At 57.1% G+C, this 16,503-nt stretch carries 11 protein-coding genes; 9 read left to right on the top strand and 2 right to left on the bottom strand.

The window, feature by feature from the left end; all coding sequences use genetic code 11:
- Positions 1-162 precede the first annotated feature (162 nt).
- Complete coding sequence (locus EU557_RS13270) at positions 163-543, bottom strand: hypothetical protein (protein ID WP_135530914.1); 381 nt, start codon at positions 541-543, stop codon at positions 163-165.
- Between the two features lie 472 nt (positions 544-1,015).
- Positions 1,016-3,478: a TonB-dependent receptor gene (locus tag EU557_RS13265; protein WP_135530913.1), complete on the bottom strand. Its 2,463-nt coding sequence runs from the start codon at positions 3,476-3,478 to the stop codon at positions 1,016-1,018.
- A 1,073-nt stretch (positions 3,479-4,551) separates the two neighbouring features.
- On the opposite strand from EU557_RS13265, the gene EU557_RS13260 reads away from it, so the two are divergent.
- The 9 genes from EU557_RS13260 (at position 4,552) to EU557_RS13220 (ending at position 16,468) form a co-directional block, all read left to right on the top strand.
- Positions 4,552-6,159 carry a family 43 glycosylhydrolase gene (locus EU557_RS13260; RefSeq protein ID WP_245326262.1) on the top strand — a complete coding sequence of 536 codons (1,608 nt, stop codon included), beginning with the start codon at positions 4,552-4,554 and terminating at the stop codon, positions 6,157-6,159.
- Between the two features lie 247 nt (positions 6,160-6,406).
- Positions 6,407-7,654, top strand: a complete 1,248-nt coding sequence (locus tag EU557_RS13255; protein ID WP_135530912.1) for an efflux RND transporter periplasmic adaptor subunit — start codon at positions 6,407-6,409, stop codon at positions 7,652-7,654.
- 53 nt (positions 7,655-7,707) lie between these two features.
- The gene (locus tag EU557_RS13250; protein ID WP_135530911.1) at positions 7,708-9,195 is read left to right on the top strand and encodes a serine hydrolase domain-containing protein; all 1,488 of its coding nucleotides are present in this window, start codon (positions 7,708-7,710) and stop codon (positions 9,193-9,195) included.
- A gap of 57 nt (positions 9,196-9,252) precedes the next feature.
- On the top strand, positions 9,253-10,719 hold the full coding sequence (locus tag EU557_RS13245; RefSeq protein WP_245326261.1) for a TolC family protein: 1,467 nt from the start codon (positions 9,253-9,255) through the stop codon (positions 10,717-10,719).
- A gap of 360 nt (positions 10,720-11,079) precedes the next feature.
- Positions 11,080-11,823, top strand: a complete 744-nt coding sequence (locus EU557_RS13240) for an ABC transporter ATP-binding protein (RefSeq protein WP_135530910.1) — start codon at positions 11,080-11,082, stop codon at positions 11,821-11,823.
- A 43-nt stretch (positions 11,824-11,866) separates the two neighbouring features.
- Positions 11,867-12,451 (top strand): RNA polymerase sigma factor, encoded by a 585-nt coding sequence (locus tag EU557_RS13235; protein ID WP_135530909.1) that lies wholly within the window; start codon positions 11,867-11,869, stop codon positions 12,449-12,451.
- Positions 12,441-13,694, top strand: coding sequence for an ABC transporter permease (locus EU557_RS13230; RefSeq protein WP_135530908.1), 1,254 nt, complete (start codon positions 12,441-12,443; stop codon positions 13,692-13,694). Before EU557_RS13235 ends, EU557_RS13230 begins: the two co-directional genes overlap by 11 nt.
- A gap of 155 nt (positions 13,695-13,849) precedes the next feature.
- Positions 13,850-14,986 (top strand): ABC transporter permease, encoded by a 1,137-nt coding sequence (locus EU557_RS13225; protein WP_167855191.1) that lies wholly within the window; start codon positions 13,850-13,852, stop codon positions 14,984-14,986.
- A gap of 99 nt (positions 14,987-15,085) precedes the next feature.
- On the top strand, positions 15,086-16,468 hold the full coding sequence (locus tag EU557_RS13220) for a sigma-54-dependent transcriptional regulator (RefSeq protein ID WP_135530906.1): 1,383 nt from the start codon (positions 15,086-15,088) through the stop codon (positions 16,466-16,468).
- Positions 16,469-16,503: the final 35 nt, after the last annotated feature.

The following is a 16,503-nucleotide window of genomic DNA, read 5'->3' as shown; positions in this document are numbered from 1 at the left end:
GGGCGGAGGCCGGGTAGCGGAGGGCCTCGCTAGGCCACTCGGTAAAATGTACTATAAGTATCAGACAAGGCTGGCAATAGGCCTAGCGCTTGCAACACGCGGTATTTACTAGCTAGGATAATGGAAGGGGCGATGGGGCCGCTGGCTCTAGGCCAGGTACTGCTACCGCACGGCGTACAGGCGCTGAGTGTGGCGGTTGAGGGCTACCATGTTGGAAGAAACAGCGCATTTCGTATTAAGCCGCTGCACTTGCTGCAACGTAGTGCCGAGCATCTTGGAAATACGATGATGGGCGGCAAGGCTCTTGGAGGGGTCGAGGTATACTCCGTTCAGTTGCTCCTCGTACAGTAGCTCATGCTGGTCATTGTAGAACCGCACCGTTGAATGGTCGCGGAGTTGTGGATCGGTTACGATGGTCCAGTAGCCACTCTTGGCCACAATGGGGCTTTCGGTATATATCACTGGATCAGCCATTGCCAGGGTGGTGGAGCAAACCAGGGTAAGGCACAAAGCACTCAGGCGAGAAATCAGGGAAGTTTTCATGGTTTTTTAGGGAAAGAATTTGGGCAAAGAGAGACCAGCCGACCTGCCCGCACTCGCAGGCAAACCGAAAAAACACAACTAGAAAACGAAGGATAGAGCCGCTAGCTTTGGCACGTAAGGCCTGTGCGCACACCAGCAACTCTGGGCAGCTCCGCCGCAACTGAGCGGAGCACGTTCGGCGGGCGGGTGGCCATGACTTTCCGGGAGGAGAAGTCGCCGCGGGCCGAAGCAGGAGCGGTAAACAACAGCAGAAGTAGCTACCTGTCTGCCGGAAGAACTGCAGCTATCTAGTAGATGAGAGCCGCAGGTAAATAGATGCTTAAGGGTGAAAAAATATTTTTTATAGCCGATACCTGATATCCTAGTGGGCAAGTAGAACAGCTCTAAAGCGCTGCTTCTGATGTGGACACCGCGTTTTTTGCAAAAAGTTACAGCGGCTCAAAAATTTATTTTGCGAGTGGCCTAGCAGAGCTTAGCCGCCAAAGCCCCCACCGCCACCCTGAGGCTGGCTTTCTATTTTCTTCGGGGGTTTGTTGGAGCCCAGGTACCAGGAGAAGCCCAGGTAGCCAACCCGCGACTCCCACTTATTGTAGTAGGTGGCCCGGAAGCCCTCCGTGTAGGTTTCAGTGCGGTTACGCTGGGTGTTGAAGACGTCAGACACGCGGAGGGTAACGGCACCCCGGTCGTTGAACAGGCGCTGGCGCAAGGCCACGTCCATAGACCCCACCGGCGAAATCCGACCCTGCGCCGTAACGGCCGCCGCGCGGTAGTTGCCCGTCACCTGAATATCAAGCTTGGGGGTGGGAGTGAAGGAGTTCATTAGACGAGCCGTACCCGACACTACCCGGCGGTTAGCCTCGTTGCCGGTGGCGGCCGTTACGGTGTTCTGAAACAAAGAGCCGCTGGCCGTGAGGCGCCACCACTTAGCGAGGGGCTGGTTCAGGGAAAGCTCCGCCCCATAGCTGGTGGCTTGGCCAAAATTGTCGTTGTACTGGGCGGTAATCACGGCGCCGGCACCGTAGAGGCGGGTAGCCGTGGTATCTACGCGCACCAGGCGCTGAATGGCGTTGGTAGTCTGGCGATAGAAGAGGGTAGAGGTGAGGGAAGCCTGGCCCATGGTTATCTGGTGGCCTAGCTCCAGCGCGTTGATGTACTCGGGGCGCAGGGTGGGATTACCAATGCGGTAGGAACGCTGGTCTTGATAAAGCGGGAAGGCCAGCAGTTGCATGAAGTTGGGCCGGTTCAGGCGCCGCGAGTAGCTGAGCTGCAAGCGCTGGTCGGCGCCCGAAAGCTTGCGGGCTACTGAGGCCGAAGGGAACAGGTTCAGGTATTCGAGCTTGAAGGGGCCATTGCCGCCCTGCACCTGGCCGCTGGTGTTGGTGTACTCCGCACGTAGGCCACCCTGCATGGTCCACTTGCCAGTTTCCTGCTGATAGGTAGCGTAGCCAGCCTGCAGATACTCCTTAAAGTCGTAGGCGTAGGAACGGTCAGCTAAGCGTGAGAAGCCAGCATTATCGGTGTTCTGGCGCAGGAAGTCGTCGGTGCCATTATTAGCCTGCCACTGTCCTTTCAACCCAGCATCGAAGCGCGCCTTTTCTCCCATCGGGTGCACGTAATCTACCTGGCCGGCTACGGCGTTGAGGTCAACGTGCAGGTCTTGCTTCCACTCCAGCAAATCAGCGGAGCCCTCGGTGTTGCGCTGGGCTACTACCACGTCGGCATTGAGGTTAGTGTAGTTGATGCTACCCGTCAGCTCCCGGCCCTTGTGGGCGTCCCAGGTGCGCCGGTAGTCAACTGAGCCATCAATGTTGTCTACATTCTCTGAAACCCCGAAGGTGCTGCCGATGCGGGCATTGGTAGCTCCCGTGAGGGTAGCCAGCTGCGTACCAGAGTTAGCGCTCCGGTTGAAATTGGGCTCCAGCGTTACCGTTAGGCTCTGGTTGGCCGGCAATGTATAGTCGAAACCCAGCCGGCCATTATAGTTCTTGTTGTGGCGCAGGTTGTTGCCTTGCTGATACGTGCGCAATTCCTGGCCTTCCACAACGGTGAACTGGTCGCTCCACATGCGGCTGCGGTACATATCGTCGCGCAGATTGGCCGAGCCGAACATATTAAGCTTGCCTATACGGCGATTCAGGCTCAGGCTGGGGTTGTATTTGTCGCGGGTGCCTACGGTTAGCATAGCTTGCCCGTTCCAGCCATCCTTCTTCTGCTTTTTCAGGATGATATTCAGCACCCCACCCGCGCCGGCGGCATCATAGCGGGCCGAGGGGTTAGTTACTACCTCTACGCGCTCAATGGAGCTGGCCGGAATCTGCTCGAGGCGGTTGCCGCCGGCCCCGCTGTTGGCAGAGTTGCTGGGTTTGCCGTCAATCAGGATGGTGATGTTGGAGCTGCCGCGCATGCTCACCGTGCCATCGGCGGCCACGGTAACGGAGGGCACATTCTGCAGCACATTTACGGCCGTGCCGCCCACGCTGCTGAGGTCTTTTTCTACGTTAATTACCTTTTTATCAAGGCTCTCCTGCACTGCGGCCCGCTCGCCCTGCACCGTTACGCCAGCCAGTTGGGTAGAGGTAGAGGCTAGTTTCAGCGCGCCCATCCGCAGGGTAGGAGCAGCCGGGGTTAGAGCAATAGAACGCCGCAGGCCCTGGTAGCCAACCGCGGTAAATTTAACTATATAGGAACCTAGGCCAAGCTTATCCAGCGTGAAGGTGCCATTTTCGGCAGATTCGGCGCCGGCCACAAACGTAGAGTCCTGGGCGCGCAGTACCACTACGTTGGCAAAGGGTACGGGCTGGCTGTTAGCTTGGTCGAGCAGGGTGCCCTGCACGGTGCCGGCGGGTTGTTGCTGGGCCGCCGCGGCCAGAGGAAAGAGCATAGCGAGGAACCCCAGGCCCTGGAGGGTCCGGCTGGAAGGTAGATAGGAAGTCATCAGGAAGAGGGAATAGTGGAAGTTTCGGGCAAGAGGGAGCTGTGTCCGGTGGCCGCGGTTCCGCCGGATGCTCTTTGCAGGAAATCAATCAGAAGGTAGGGGGCAGGTGTTCTGCCCCGCTTGCACCCCGTGCTGCCTATCGTCTGGTGGGTTGTACCACACTGGGCTTAGGCGGCTCCGGTACCCGATTGGTGCCGGGAGGGGTGGGGTGGCGTTGGCCGGGGCCCGTTGCAGAGCCAGCGAGGACCAACGCCAGAGTTCAACCAATCACTGAGACAAATATAAGTGAAGGTACTATGTAACGCAAGGTACCTTGATGATTTATTTCTGATGACTTCTGAAAAAGGCGAAATCAGTGAATAGAGACAGAGAGCCGCCTAATTGGAAAAGAGTAGAGGGCTGGCTAGCTAAACCGTAGGTAAGCAAGGAGCAACTTTCGGGCTGCTATAAGCCAGATGGTGCCTGACCTCAAACCGTTGCCTGCCCTTCGCTGAAAAATAAATTAGGGCCACCAGCTAGGGCATTCCTACTATTCAGGGTCACTGATGGGGCCTGAGCACGTCTAAGGGCAATAAAATTTTGCCTTTAGTGAAAAAAATATTCTGCATGCCGCTCATCCTAAGCCTGCTACACGGAGTTCGATTAATCTAGTTAGCCCGCAGAAAACTTCTACTTTATGATGCTCTATAGGTAAAATTATAATTTTATATAAGTTTAATTATCTGTCGTAATCGAGGGAATGGCCCGAAATGTGCTAAATAGGGTGTGTGCGGCTGCTTTGCCATTGAGGAGACGCCGATGATTTTTTTCGAAATAATGGCACCTTTGAGAAAGGATTACGCTTTAGCGACAATCCTCACGCGGTTTGGTCACTGTGCAGGCGAGTACGGTGGTTGATGTAGGAATATTGCAATTACAAGTTTCTTCTGATAGCTCAGCCTGGTCGGCTGGGTAAGCTCCCCACTTCTGATACCTTCCAGTTATAGGTTTCAGCGCAGGAGTTGGCTTTCCTATTGGAAGCCATTTCCTTCTTCGGACGATTGACTCTCCCTGTTCTCTCAACTCCCTCTGTTGTGTCTCTCACAGTAGAAACCCAAGCCTATTTACAGGCTCCCACCACCAGCACTCCTTGTGCTGCTGCTTCCGAAGCTACTAACACGGCTGTGCACCTGGCCCCACCTGTAGCTTCGCAGCCACTTACATCATACGCCAACATTGTTCTTCCCGGCGACTTTCCTGACCCTACGATCGCGCAGATTGGCGATACATACTGGGCCAGCGCAACTTCGGCTGAATGGGGGCCTGTGTTTCCGCTGTTCAAGTCAACTAACCTAGTTGACTGGGAACTGGTGAGCCACGTGTTCCCGACTACCGAGTCGTTGCCGGAGTGGGCTGGTACCAACTTCTGGGCCCCGGAGATTTTCCACGAGAACGGGAAGACCTATCTTTACTACACCGCCCGTCAGAAGGGCAAAAAGGGCCGTCTGGCCATCGGCGTAGCCAGTGCTGATAGCCCTGAAGGCCCGTACACCGACCACGGTTTCTTGGTAGCACAGCGCTACGGCTCCATCGACGGTTTCCCGATGCGCGATGAGCATGGCAAACTGTATCTGGTGTGGAAGGAAGACGGCAACGCCTATAAAAAGCCCACGCCCATCTTTGCTCAGCGCATCAACGATACGCACACCGCCCTGGTGGGCAAGAAGGTGGAGCTTTTCCGGAATGATCCTCTGTCTTGGGAAGGATGCCTGGTAGAAGGTTCGGCCATCATCCGCCACGAGGACTACTTCTACATGTTCTACGCTGGTAATGGCTGCTGCGGCAAATGCTGCACCTACGCTACCGGCGTGGCCCGCGCTAAGAGCCTGCTGGGCCCCTGGGAAAAGTGCCCCCAGAACCCTATTCTGAAGAAGAATGCCACCTGGAAATGCCCTGGTCATGGTACCGTAGCGCAGTATGAGGGCCGCTGGTTCCTGCTGCACCACGCCTACTACAACCAGAGCCATGAGTTCGTGGGCCGTCAGGGCATCCTCAGCGAGTTCACCTTCAATGAGGAAGGCTGGCCCGAGTTTGAGGGCAACAGCCCCCAGGCTGCGCCGCTGAAGGATGTGAGCGTGCTCAACATCACGGAGAACTTCATGGGCAATACCCTCGCCGGTAGCTGGCAGTGGCCTATTGGTCGTCAGCCAGAAGTAGGGGTGAGCGACGGACAACTGCTGTTGACCGCCAGCGCTACTGGCCTAGGCTCTATTGTAGCACAGCGCACCTTCACGGCTACGTATAAGGCTACTACCTCATTGGCAGCATCCTCTTTGGAACCAGGCACCTTCGCGGGCCTGTGCGCCATTGGTGACCCTGACAATGCCCTGGCCCTGGTAACCGGCGACAACTCCCTGCAAGTGTGGCACGTGAAAGGGGGTACGCATCAGACGCTGTCTAAGATAGACCTCCCAGATTGCCAGACGCTGAACCTGCGCCTCGAAGCTTGGGGTGGACAGCGCTTCCGCTTCACCTATAATATTGATGGCGCAGCATGGCAGCCGGTGGTGCTGGATAGCTTTGCCCTGAATGGCGAGTACCTACCCCCGTGGGACCGTGGAGTACGCGTAGGCCTCTTGGCACAAGGTGATTCCTCGGCCATGGTAGCCTTCAACAACTTTACCATCCGAAACCAGCGCTAGGCCACTTAGCCATTAGCTAGCTCCGGAGGCAACGTACACAGCCCCGATAAGCACCTGCTTATCGGGGCTGTGCTTTTTTATGGCTGAACCCAGACTTCTTATTTTCGAACAGCCTGTCCATTAATGGACATATTTATCAAAACACTATTTGAGTGTATGTTGGTTAATTTGCTGATATAAAGGATTTTATAATTGTGGCATGCTGCTTGGCTGACTGTACAGGAAACCCTATTCATCCTGTACGAAAATGGACAGAGCACTACCTAACGCCACCCTTGTCAGTCGCCAACGCCGCCGTTGGTTGTTGGGGGCGGGAGCCATTATTCTAGTTGTTGTAGGCCTGTTAGCCTTCCGTACCGTGCTCCAACCTGGCCTAGAGCGCAGCAGCATTCTGACGGCTACCGTTGAACAAGGCGATGTAGAAGCTTCCCTCACGGCTGCCGGCGTAATTATTCCGGCTCACGAGGCGGTAATTACCAGTCCAATTCAAAGCACTATTCGGCGGGTGGCCGTAGCGTTAGGTAGCAAAGTGCAGCCGGGCCAAACTATTCTGGAGCTGGATAAAGAGCTAACCAATACGGCCCTAGCCAAGCTGCAGGACGAGCAGCAGCAGAACCGCAATAAAAACGGCCAGCTCCAGCTCACGCTCGAAAAAGCCCTCAACGACCTTCGTTCCCAGGAGCAGGTGCAGCAAGTGAAAGTGCGGAGTCTGCAGTCGGCGCTGCGCGATGAGCAATACCTGCTGAAGATTGGTGGTGGCACCTCCGAGAGTGTGCGGCAGGCTGAGTTGAACCTGAAAGTTGCGCAGCTTGAGCTGCAGCGCCTGGGCGAGCAGATTCGCAACCAGCGCGCCGCCAATGCCGCCGACGTTCGGGAGTTGGGCTTCACCATGCAGATTCAGGACCGCAGCATTGCGGAGCTAGCCGGCAAGCTGGCCCAGGCCAACATCAGCAGCCAGCAGCCCGGCGTACTTACCTGGGTAAAAGACGACCTGGGCACTACCGTACAAGCCGGCGACCCATTGGCCCGCGTGGCTGACCTCAGCCATTTCCGGGTACGTGCTACTATTTCCGATACCTACGCCGATGCCTTTCACCTCGGCGACCCGGTCGTGATTCGCATCAACGGCACCGATCTACGCGGAACCATCAGCACGGTAAGCCCGGCCGTGGAGAAAGGCGTGGTTACGTTTTATGCCGCGCTGGCCCAGGACAACCATCCGGCGCTGCGCTCCAACCTGCGGGCTGATGTATTTGTGGTGACCAAAGCCCTACACAACGTGGTGCGCGTGAAAAATGGGCCTTTCTACCAGGGGGGCAAAGAGCAGCCCGTGTTTGTGCTGAAGGAAGGGAAGGCCGTGCGCCGGACGGTACAGTTTGGTAGCAGCAACTTCGACTACGTGCAGATAACCAGTGGCCTAGCTGCCGGGGAGCAGATCATTCTCTCGGATACCAAGGAATACCAGGAGACGCCCGAACTCACCATCTCTGAATAGGCCTGTCAGCCACTTACTCCATACATCTTCCTACTTCTATTTCCTTAATCATCATGCTGTATCTCCGCAACTTAACTGCCGCAGTAGTTCTATCTGGCTCCTTGCTACACGGTGCAACGGCCCAAGCCAAAGCGTCTGGCTTCGCATCTTACCAACAGTTTAATGACACGCTGATTGCCCAATACAACCGCAACGCTTTTGCCGCATCGGAAGCTTATGGTAGCGCGGCACTGCGGCAGTTGGAGCCTGCCGGAAGCATGACCAAGTACTTGACGGACCTGAAGGCCAAAACGGGCCGCATACTGGCCACAGTTACGCTAAAGGAGCAAGGCAAGCGCCATGAGTTTGAGTGGCGCGGGGAAAAGCAGAACTTGCGGGTAGCGCTGATTTCGTCAACGCCGGGTACCCTTGATGATTACACGATTTCGGATTTCATTGCTCAGCCCAACACGCGGACGGTTCCGGCACTGACCGATAACCGGCTGCAAACCTCCCTGGATGCGGCTGTGCACCGGGCCGCCACGCTCTACATGCAGCATCCTGATGTGGCTGGCCTGTCTATTGGAATTTATCAGCAGGGCAAGCTTGCTTTCTACAACTACGGGGAAGTAGAAAAGGGCTCCGGACAGTTGCCCACTGCCAACACCTTCTATGACATGGGCTCGGTGGCAAAAACCTTCGTGGGGACGCTATTGGCGCAGGCCGTGCTGGATAAGAAGCTCAAGCTGAACGATGATATTCGGCAATACTTACCTGGGCAGTACCCGAACCTGGCCTACGAGGGCCAACCGATTCGGGTAGTTGATCTGGCAAACCATACCTCCGGCATGCCTGCTGTGCCTCGCGTGTATTGCACCGCTAAGAAGGAGCGCCTAGACGCGCTGAACTTAGTGGAAAGAACTGCCTACTACAATCAGTACTCCGCCGATAGCCTCCTGCACGACATGCACGCTTTTCAATTGGCTACGCTGCCCGGCACTACATACCGCTACAACGGTACGGCCATGCTGGTGCTCCAACTGATTCTGGAGCGCGTGTACCAACAGCCCTACGAGCAGCTCGTGACAAAGTATGTGCAGAAACGCTTTGGCATGGCAGACACCAAGCGTGTGCTTTCGGCCACTGAACACCAGCGCTATGCCACCGGCTATGATAGCCGCCAGCAACCCCAGCAGCACCCCAACTACACTGGTTATTGGGGAGGGCCTAACCTCAGCTCAACGGCCGCTGACCTGCTAAAATACGCCGCAGCTAACCTGAAGGAGCAGCAGGCCGCTGTACGCCTGGCTCATCAGCGTACCAGCAGCCCTGAGTCGGCGGTGGGCATGGGGCTGGGTTGGATGCTTGACACGGACAGCAACGGCCAACAGCGCATTTATCACAATGGCAGGTCCATTGGCTTCAATACGCGCTTCGTGCTATACCCCGAGCAGGACCTGAGCATTGTGTTGCTGGTGAATGAAAACATCAGTCAAAGCCGCCTGACTGAGATGGAGCAAGTTCTGAAGCTAGAGCTACCCGCGCGGGCTCAACTAAAATAAGCGCGCCCAGCGTGCTAGGCCACTCTCTGGTAAGTGTTGAATAAAAATTTCCGAGCTATGAAGCCCCTCATGTGCCTGTTGTTTCTGCTGCCAGGATGGCTCCAGCAACCGGCTGCCGCCCAAACCCAGCCTTCATCATCGCCCCTGACGCTGCAGCAAGTTATCAACCTGGCCCTAGGCCAGTCGGCGGTGGCCAAGCAAACCCAAACCACCCGCGACAAAAGCTACTGGGAGTGGCGAACCTACCAGGCCAACTACCGTCCTCAGCTAGGCCTGCAGGGCACGTTGCCGGGCTTCAGCCGGGCCGTTACACCGGTAGTGCAGCCCGATGGTACCACTGATTTCCGGGCCGTACGCATCAACAACTCCAACCTCGCCATGACCGTCACCCAGAACATTGGCCTCACGGGTGGGCAGGTGTTTGTGGCCTCCGAGGTGCAGCGCTTCGATGACTTCAACGGGCGGCTAAAACGCTACAACAACCAACCAGTGGCCCTCGGGCTGACCCAGCCCATCGGGATGTTCAATAGCCTGAAGTGGGCGCGCCAAATTGAGCCCCTGCGCTACCAGGAAAGCCAGCGCCAATACGTGGAGGAGCGTGAAGGCATTGCTCAGCGCATCACGGAGCTGTATTTTGATGTGCTGCAGCAACAGGTAAACGCCGAGGTAGCCAGCCAAAACGTGCGAGCCAACGAGGAACTGCTGCGGATAGGGAAGGAGCGCTACCAGCTGGGGCGCCTCTCTCAAAGCGACTTACTGCGGCTGGAGCTGAACCTGCTCAACGCCCGCCAAGCTATGGCCCAAGGGCAGCTGGATGCGGAGAATGCGGCCGTGAGCCTGCAGAGCTACACTGGCCTACGGGCCGCCGATCTGCGCCTCACCATCCCCGCTGTGGCCCCGCGCCTGGTAGTGCCCGCAGAATTGGCGCTAGCCCAGGCCCGGCAGAACCGAAGCGTAGTGCTGGCCTTTCAGCGGCGTCTGCTGCTGGCAGAGCGGGAGGTAGCGCTGGCGCGTGGCACTACGGGTTTGCAGGCCTCGCTTTCCGCCAACTTAGGGTACGTGAACCAGGCGGGCAACCTCTGGGACACCTACGCGGCCTTGCAAAATCAGCAGCAGGTGCGCCTTACATTCTCAATGCCGTTGATAGATTGGGGCCGGCAAAAATCCATTGTGAAAACCGCGGAGCTTACCCGCCAGCAGGCCCAAACCGATGTGGCGCAGGAGGAAGCCGTGTTCGAGCAAAACGTGCAGGTTCAGGCCTCGCAGCTTAGCACGCTCAGCCAGCAATTAGACCTAGCCGCCCGCGCCGACTCGCTGGCCCAGCAGCGCTACGACATTGCCCAGGCCACCTACAAAGTAGGGCGCATTAGCCTCACCGACCTCACCATCGCCTCGAACGAAAAGGATCAGGCCCGTCGCTCCTACATTCTAGCCCTACGAGCGGCTTGGGTGGCGCATTACCGCATACGTGCCCTTACGCTCTATGACTTTGAGCGCCAAGTGCCCATTGTAGCGGCCAACTAGGCCACTCTACCTTACCACTTATCCTAAAAACCGCCCCGCAGCCAAAGCTACGGGGCGGTTTTACTTTCCATAGGCCTAGCTGGTGCTAGCAACGGCTGTCTAGCCAAGAGCCCGATAACTCCACTGGAAAACGCAGGCTGTTCGGCAGTTGCAGTTCATCTTGCCAAGAATGAACACTCTGTCCAGAAATGGACATGTTTTAACAAATAACAACTTTGCTAAATGAATGTAATATACTGATTTACAAGACTTTATGTGATTGGCACGGCGCTTGGCTTATCCTCTGTAGCAATAGTGGCCTAGTGCCCAAAACCGGACAACCTCTTACGCAGCCTTCCTCAACTCTACTTCTCTCCGCTCATGGAAAACATGCTCACGCAAACGGCCGCGCGGCCCCTCACGAATGACAACCCGCTGACGGCTACCAACCAGCCGGTTATTCAACTCCGGGACATCGAGAAGGTGTACCAGACCAAAACCATCGAGACGGTGGCGCTGAACCGGGTAAACCTGACCATCAACAAGGGCGAGTTTGTATCCATCATGGGCCCTTCGGGCTGCGGCAAGTCTACGCTGCTCAGCATTATTGGTCTGCTTGATGAGCCCACTAGCGGCGTGATTGAGCTGGATGGCCGCCCCGTGCAGTCCTACTCCGACAAAGAACTGGCCTACCTGCGCAACCAGAAAATAGGGTTCGTCTTCCAGAGCTACCACCTCATCAACGACCTCTCGGTGCTCGATAATGTGGAGCTGCCGCTGCTGTACCGGTCGGGGGTAGGTGGGAAGGAGCGGCGGGAGCGGGCCTATGCTGCCCTCGACAAAGTAGGCCTGAGCGCCCGCACCAACCACTTCCCCAGCCAGCTTTCTGGCGGGCAGCGCCAGCGGGTAGCCATTGCCAGAGCCCTGGCCGGCCGCCCTGAAATCATCCTCGCCGACGAACCCACCGGTAACCTCGACTCAGTGATGGGCGAGGAAATTATGGACTTGCTGCTCAGCCTCAATCAGCAGGAGGGCACCACCATCGTGATGGTAACCCACGACGAGCAGCAGGCGCACAAAACGCAGCGCCTCATCCGCTTCTTCGACGGCAGCCAAGTAAGCTAAGCCCGAGTAGCCCGATTTAGTTGACAGTTTTCCCTTCTGAGTTATGAAAACGCTCGCCCTTCCTCTTGCCGATGCTGAACTGGTTGCCGCCTGTTACCAGGGTAATGCCGCGGCTCAGGAGCAGCTCTACCACCGCTTTGCCCCCAAGATGCTAGGCCTTTGCCTGCGGTATGTGCGCCACCAGTTCGACGCCGAAGATGCCCTAGCCCGCGGCTTCGTGAAGGTGTTTCAGTGCCTAGGCCAGTTCGCGGGCAAGGGCAGCCTGGAAGGGTGGGTACGCAGCATTATGGTGCGCGAAGCCCTAAACTGCCTTCGCCGCCGCGAGTCGCTCACACTCAGCATTGAGGACTGTTACACGGGCCACTTGGCCACGGAGCTTCCGAGCGCCGATGTGGAGCTCCAAGCCGCCGACTTGCTCCGGCTGGTGCAGGAGCTGCCCGCCGGTTACCGGGCCGTGTTCAATCTTGCTCTGGAGGGCTACACCCATCCCGAAGTGGCCGAGCTGCTTGGCATCTCAGAGGGCACAAGCAAGTCGCAGCTCAGCAAGGCCCGCGCGGTGCTGCAGCGGCAGGTGGCCGCCCTTCACTCTTCCTTCTCTACTTCCTACGCCCACGCTCATGTTGCTTAGCTACCTCAAAATTGCCTGGAAAGTCTTGCTGCGCCGCAAGTTCTTCACCTTCATCAGCCTGTTTGGCATTTCCTTCACCCTCATGGTGCTGCTGGTAGTGGTGGCCATGTTCGACCACGCGGTAGGTGCCCATGCCCCCGAAACGCGCCTTAACCGGATGCTGTTCGTGAATTTCCTGCACATCAAGTACAAGAATGGTGGCAACCAGAATTCGCCGGCCAGCTACTACCTGCTTGATCGGTACGTGCGCCACCTCAAAACCCCAGAAAAAGTGGCCGTGCACTCCATGTTTCACGCCACGCCCAGCTACGTGGGCAACAACCGCATTGACCTAGACCTGAAATATACTGACCACGTATTCTGGCAGGTGCTGGACTTCACCTTCCGGGACGGTAAGCCCTTTAGCGACTCAGAAATGAAGTCGGCGGCTCGCGTGGCCGTAATCAACCAGTCCACGGCCCGCAAGTATTTCGGCACTGAGCAAGGAGTGGTAGGGCGTACCATCGAGATTAACCAGAGTGCCTACCGTGTGATAGGGGTAGTGGAGGATGTGCCCGTAATACGCTTGTCTTCTTACGCCGATGTGTGGGTGCCGCTGTCTACGAGCCCTAATAACTTAAACCAGGTAAGGCTCGATGGCGAATATTCGGCCATAATTCTGGCTAAATCTGCCTCTGAGAAAGCCGCCGTACAGGCTGAGTTCGACCAAATGGTTAAGCGGATTCCGTTGCCCGATCCTAAGGGCATGGATTACCTAGACGTACACGCCGACCAGATGCTGGCCTCTTACTCCCGGCAGATAATGAGCCCCCTTACCGATTATAGCTCCGATGGAACGGCTCTGCTGTATTCCATTTTATCAGGTATTGCGCTGCTCTTTATGATGCTGCCCGCGCTGAATCTGGTAAACATTAACGTGAGCCGCATCATGGAGCGCTCCTCCGAAATTGGGGTCCGGAAGGCTTTCGGCGCCACCAGCCGCACCCTGATTGGGCAGTTTCTGGTCGAAAACATTTTCCTGACCACTATTGGGGGCCTGCTGGGGCTGGTACTGGCCTACGTTGCGCTGCAGCTTATTAGCGGTGCGCAACTACTGGCCTACTCTCACTTCGAGCTGAACCTGAGAATTTTTGGTTGGGCGCTGCTTGTAACCCTACTCTTCGGGCTGCTTTCGGGAGTGTATCCGGCCTTCAAAATGTCGCGCCTGATGCCAGTGCAGGCCCTTAAGGGAGGCAGTAAGTAGCCGTCCGCAAGCTCACGGTAGCGGAGCCAGAGCTCCTGCAATAAACTCATTGCACTTGCGCCTCCCTGGTGCCTTGTGCCCGAAAATCCAGCCATACCATGATACGCCATCTGTTTACTCTGATCTGGAACCGCAAGCGGTCCAACTTTCTGCTCATGGCCGAAATTCTCCTGTCGTTTTTCGTCCTCTTTGTGGTGAGCGTGCTGCTAGTCAGCAACTACTACAACTACCGGCAGCCCATGGGCTTCTCACCCGATAACGTGTGGGAATTTGACGTAGACCCCGGCCAGGACACTACCGACCGCAAGGCCACCTTGCGCCTTCTCGTGCAGGAGCTGCAAGCCACCCCCGGCGTAGCGGCCGTCACCTGGACCAGCTCCAACACGCCGTTTTCGTTCAGCAATATGAATACGGACCAGTTCCGCTACAAAGACAAAAAAGCCTCACTGACTGAGCAGTACGATGCCGACGACGACATGGTACGCGTGCTAAACCAAAAAGTGGTAGCGGGCCGCTGGTTCGACCACCGCGATGATGCCTCAACGCACCACCCCGTTGTTATCAACCAAAAATTTGCCGAAGATATGTTCGGTGGTGAGGCCGCCGTGGGCAAAGTGCTGACGAACGACAAGCACGATGAACAGTGGCAGGTTGTGGGCGTGATAGAGGCCTACCGCTCCGGCAACGACTTTGCCGCCAACGAGCCCGCCATCTTCAATCGGCGGGTGCTGCAGGATACCGCGCGGGTTGGCAACAATGAGCAGCCTATTCTGCTGGTGCGGGTACTGCCCGGCAGCGGCGCCGTGCTGGAGCAGCAGCTGGTTCGCAAGATCAAGCAAGTGACCAAAGGCTGGGATGCCAACGTGAACACGCTGGAAGAAAACCGCCACGACAAGATGAAGTTCATGCTCACGCCGCTGATTGCGCTTGGGCTGGTAGGCCTGTTCTTGATCATTAACGTGGCCCTAGGCCTGTTTGGCGTGCTCTGGTACAACATCAACCAGCGGAAGTCGGAGATTGGGCTGCGCCGGGCGCTGGGAGCCACCAGCAATGGTATTAGCCGCCAGTTTCTGGGAGAAATGTTTGTAGTAACCACCTTGGGAGTGGTGGGGGGATTAGTACTGGCTATGCAGTTTCCGCTGTTGGGGGTATTTGGCTTCGCCACCCCTATCTACCTGACGGCCATGCTGCTCGCCACAATACTCATCTTTTTGCTCACGGCTATCTGTGCGTTTCAGCCTAGTCGCATTGCGGCAGCTATTCAGCCGGCAGTTTCCCTGCGAGAAGAGTAACATGGCCGCGTTGACCTACCAGCTGTCAACTAGTAGAGGGAGAAAGCAGCGCCGCTACTTCAATTTTCTCTGTAGCTTTTCCGTCCTTCGCAGCCAGTTATGATACTTATTGTTGACGACGATATAGCGGTGCGTACCTCACTGGGGCTGCTGCTGAAGCAGGCGGGGTACACTACCAAGGGCGTAGCCACGCCGGAAGAAGCGTTGCGCCTGGTGCAGGAAAGCCTGCCGCAATTGGTGCTGATGGACATGAACTTTTCCCTCGACACCAGCGGCCACGATGGGTTGCAACTGCTAGGCCAGGTAAAACGACTGGCACCAGCGCTGCCTGTAATCTTAATTACGGGCTGGGGATCCATTGCACTGGCTGTGGAGGGCATGAAGGCCGGGGCGGCGGAGTTCGTGACCAAGCCCTGGAACAACGATGCTCTGCTCCAGACCATCCGCACCATTCTCTCCTTGCACGAGCCGGAATCAGAAGCCGAGGCCGGCACCCTCACGCGCCGACAGCTCGATAAGCAATACAATTTCAAGGACATCGTGGGGCAGGATGCTCGCCTACTGCAGGTGCTGCGCAACGTAGGCCAGGTGGCCGCCACCGATGCCTCCGTGCTGATTGAGGGCGAGTCGGGGACGGGCAAGGAGCTGATTGCCGAAGCCGTGCACCAGAACAGCCACCGGCGCCGCCAGCCCTTCGTGAAGGTGAACCTGGGCGGTATTTCAGCCTCTTTGTTTGAGAGCGAGATGTTTGGGCACCGCCGCGGGGCCTTCACCGATGCTAAAACCGACCGCGTCGGCCGCTTTGAGCTAGCAAACGGTGGCACCATTTTTCTGGATGAAATTGGCGAGCTGGATATGGGCTCCCAGGTGAAACTGCTGCGCGTGCTACAAGACCGTACCTATGAGGTGCTCGGCGACAGCAAGCCCCGTCGCCTCGATATTCGGGTGATTTGCGCCACCAACCGCAACCTGGCCGAAATGGTACAACAAGGACGCTTCCGCGAGGATTTGTTCTACCGCATCAACCTAATAACCGTGCGCCTGCCCGCCCTGCGCGAGCGGCCCCAGGATATTCCGTTGCTGGTGCAGCACTTCGTAGATGGCCTACGTGCCACCTACAATCGCCCAGCCCTGAAAGTAGGTACTCGCGCCCAACACTGGCTACAGGAGCAGCCTTTGCCGGGCAACATTCGGGAGCTCAAAAACCTGGTGGAGCGCGCCGTACTGGTAAGTGGTAAAGATGAGCTCGGGCCCGAGGATTTCCAGGCTCAGTTTCAGCAGGTACCCACCCGGCAACCCGAGCCCGGCGAGCTGCCCGAACCGGGTACCATCACCCTCGACGAGCTAGAGGCCCAAATGATTCGGCGGACCTTGGAGCACTACGGCGGCAACATCAGTCGCGTAGCCAAGGCCCTAGGCCTCAGCCGCGGTGCCCTCTATCGGCGCTTAGAGAAATACGCTATTCCGTTTGATGCGGAGTAGCACGCAGCCATACCTACCTTGCAGGGAACGTCATG

The sequence above is a fragment of the Hymenobacter wooponensis genome (assembly GCF_004745865.1).
GTDB classification, from domain to species: Bacteria; Bacteroidota; Bacteroidia; order Cytophagales; family Hymenobacteraceae; genus Hymenobacter; species Hymenobacter wooponensis.
Note: the sequence above shows the minus strand (reverse complement) of the source record. Positions and strands in the feature narration are given on the sequence as shown.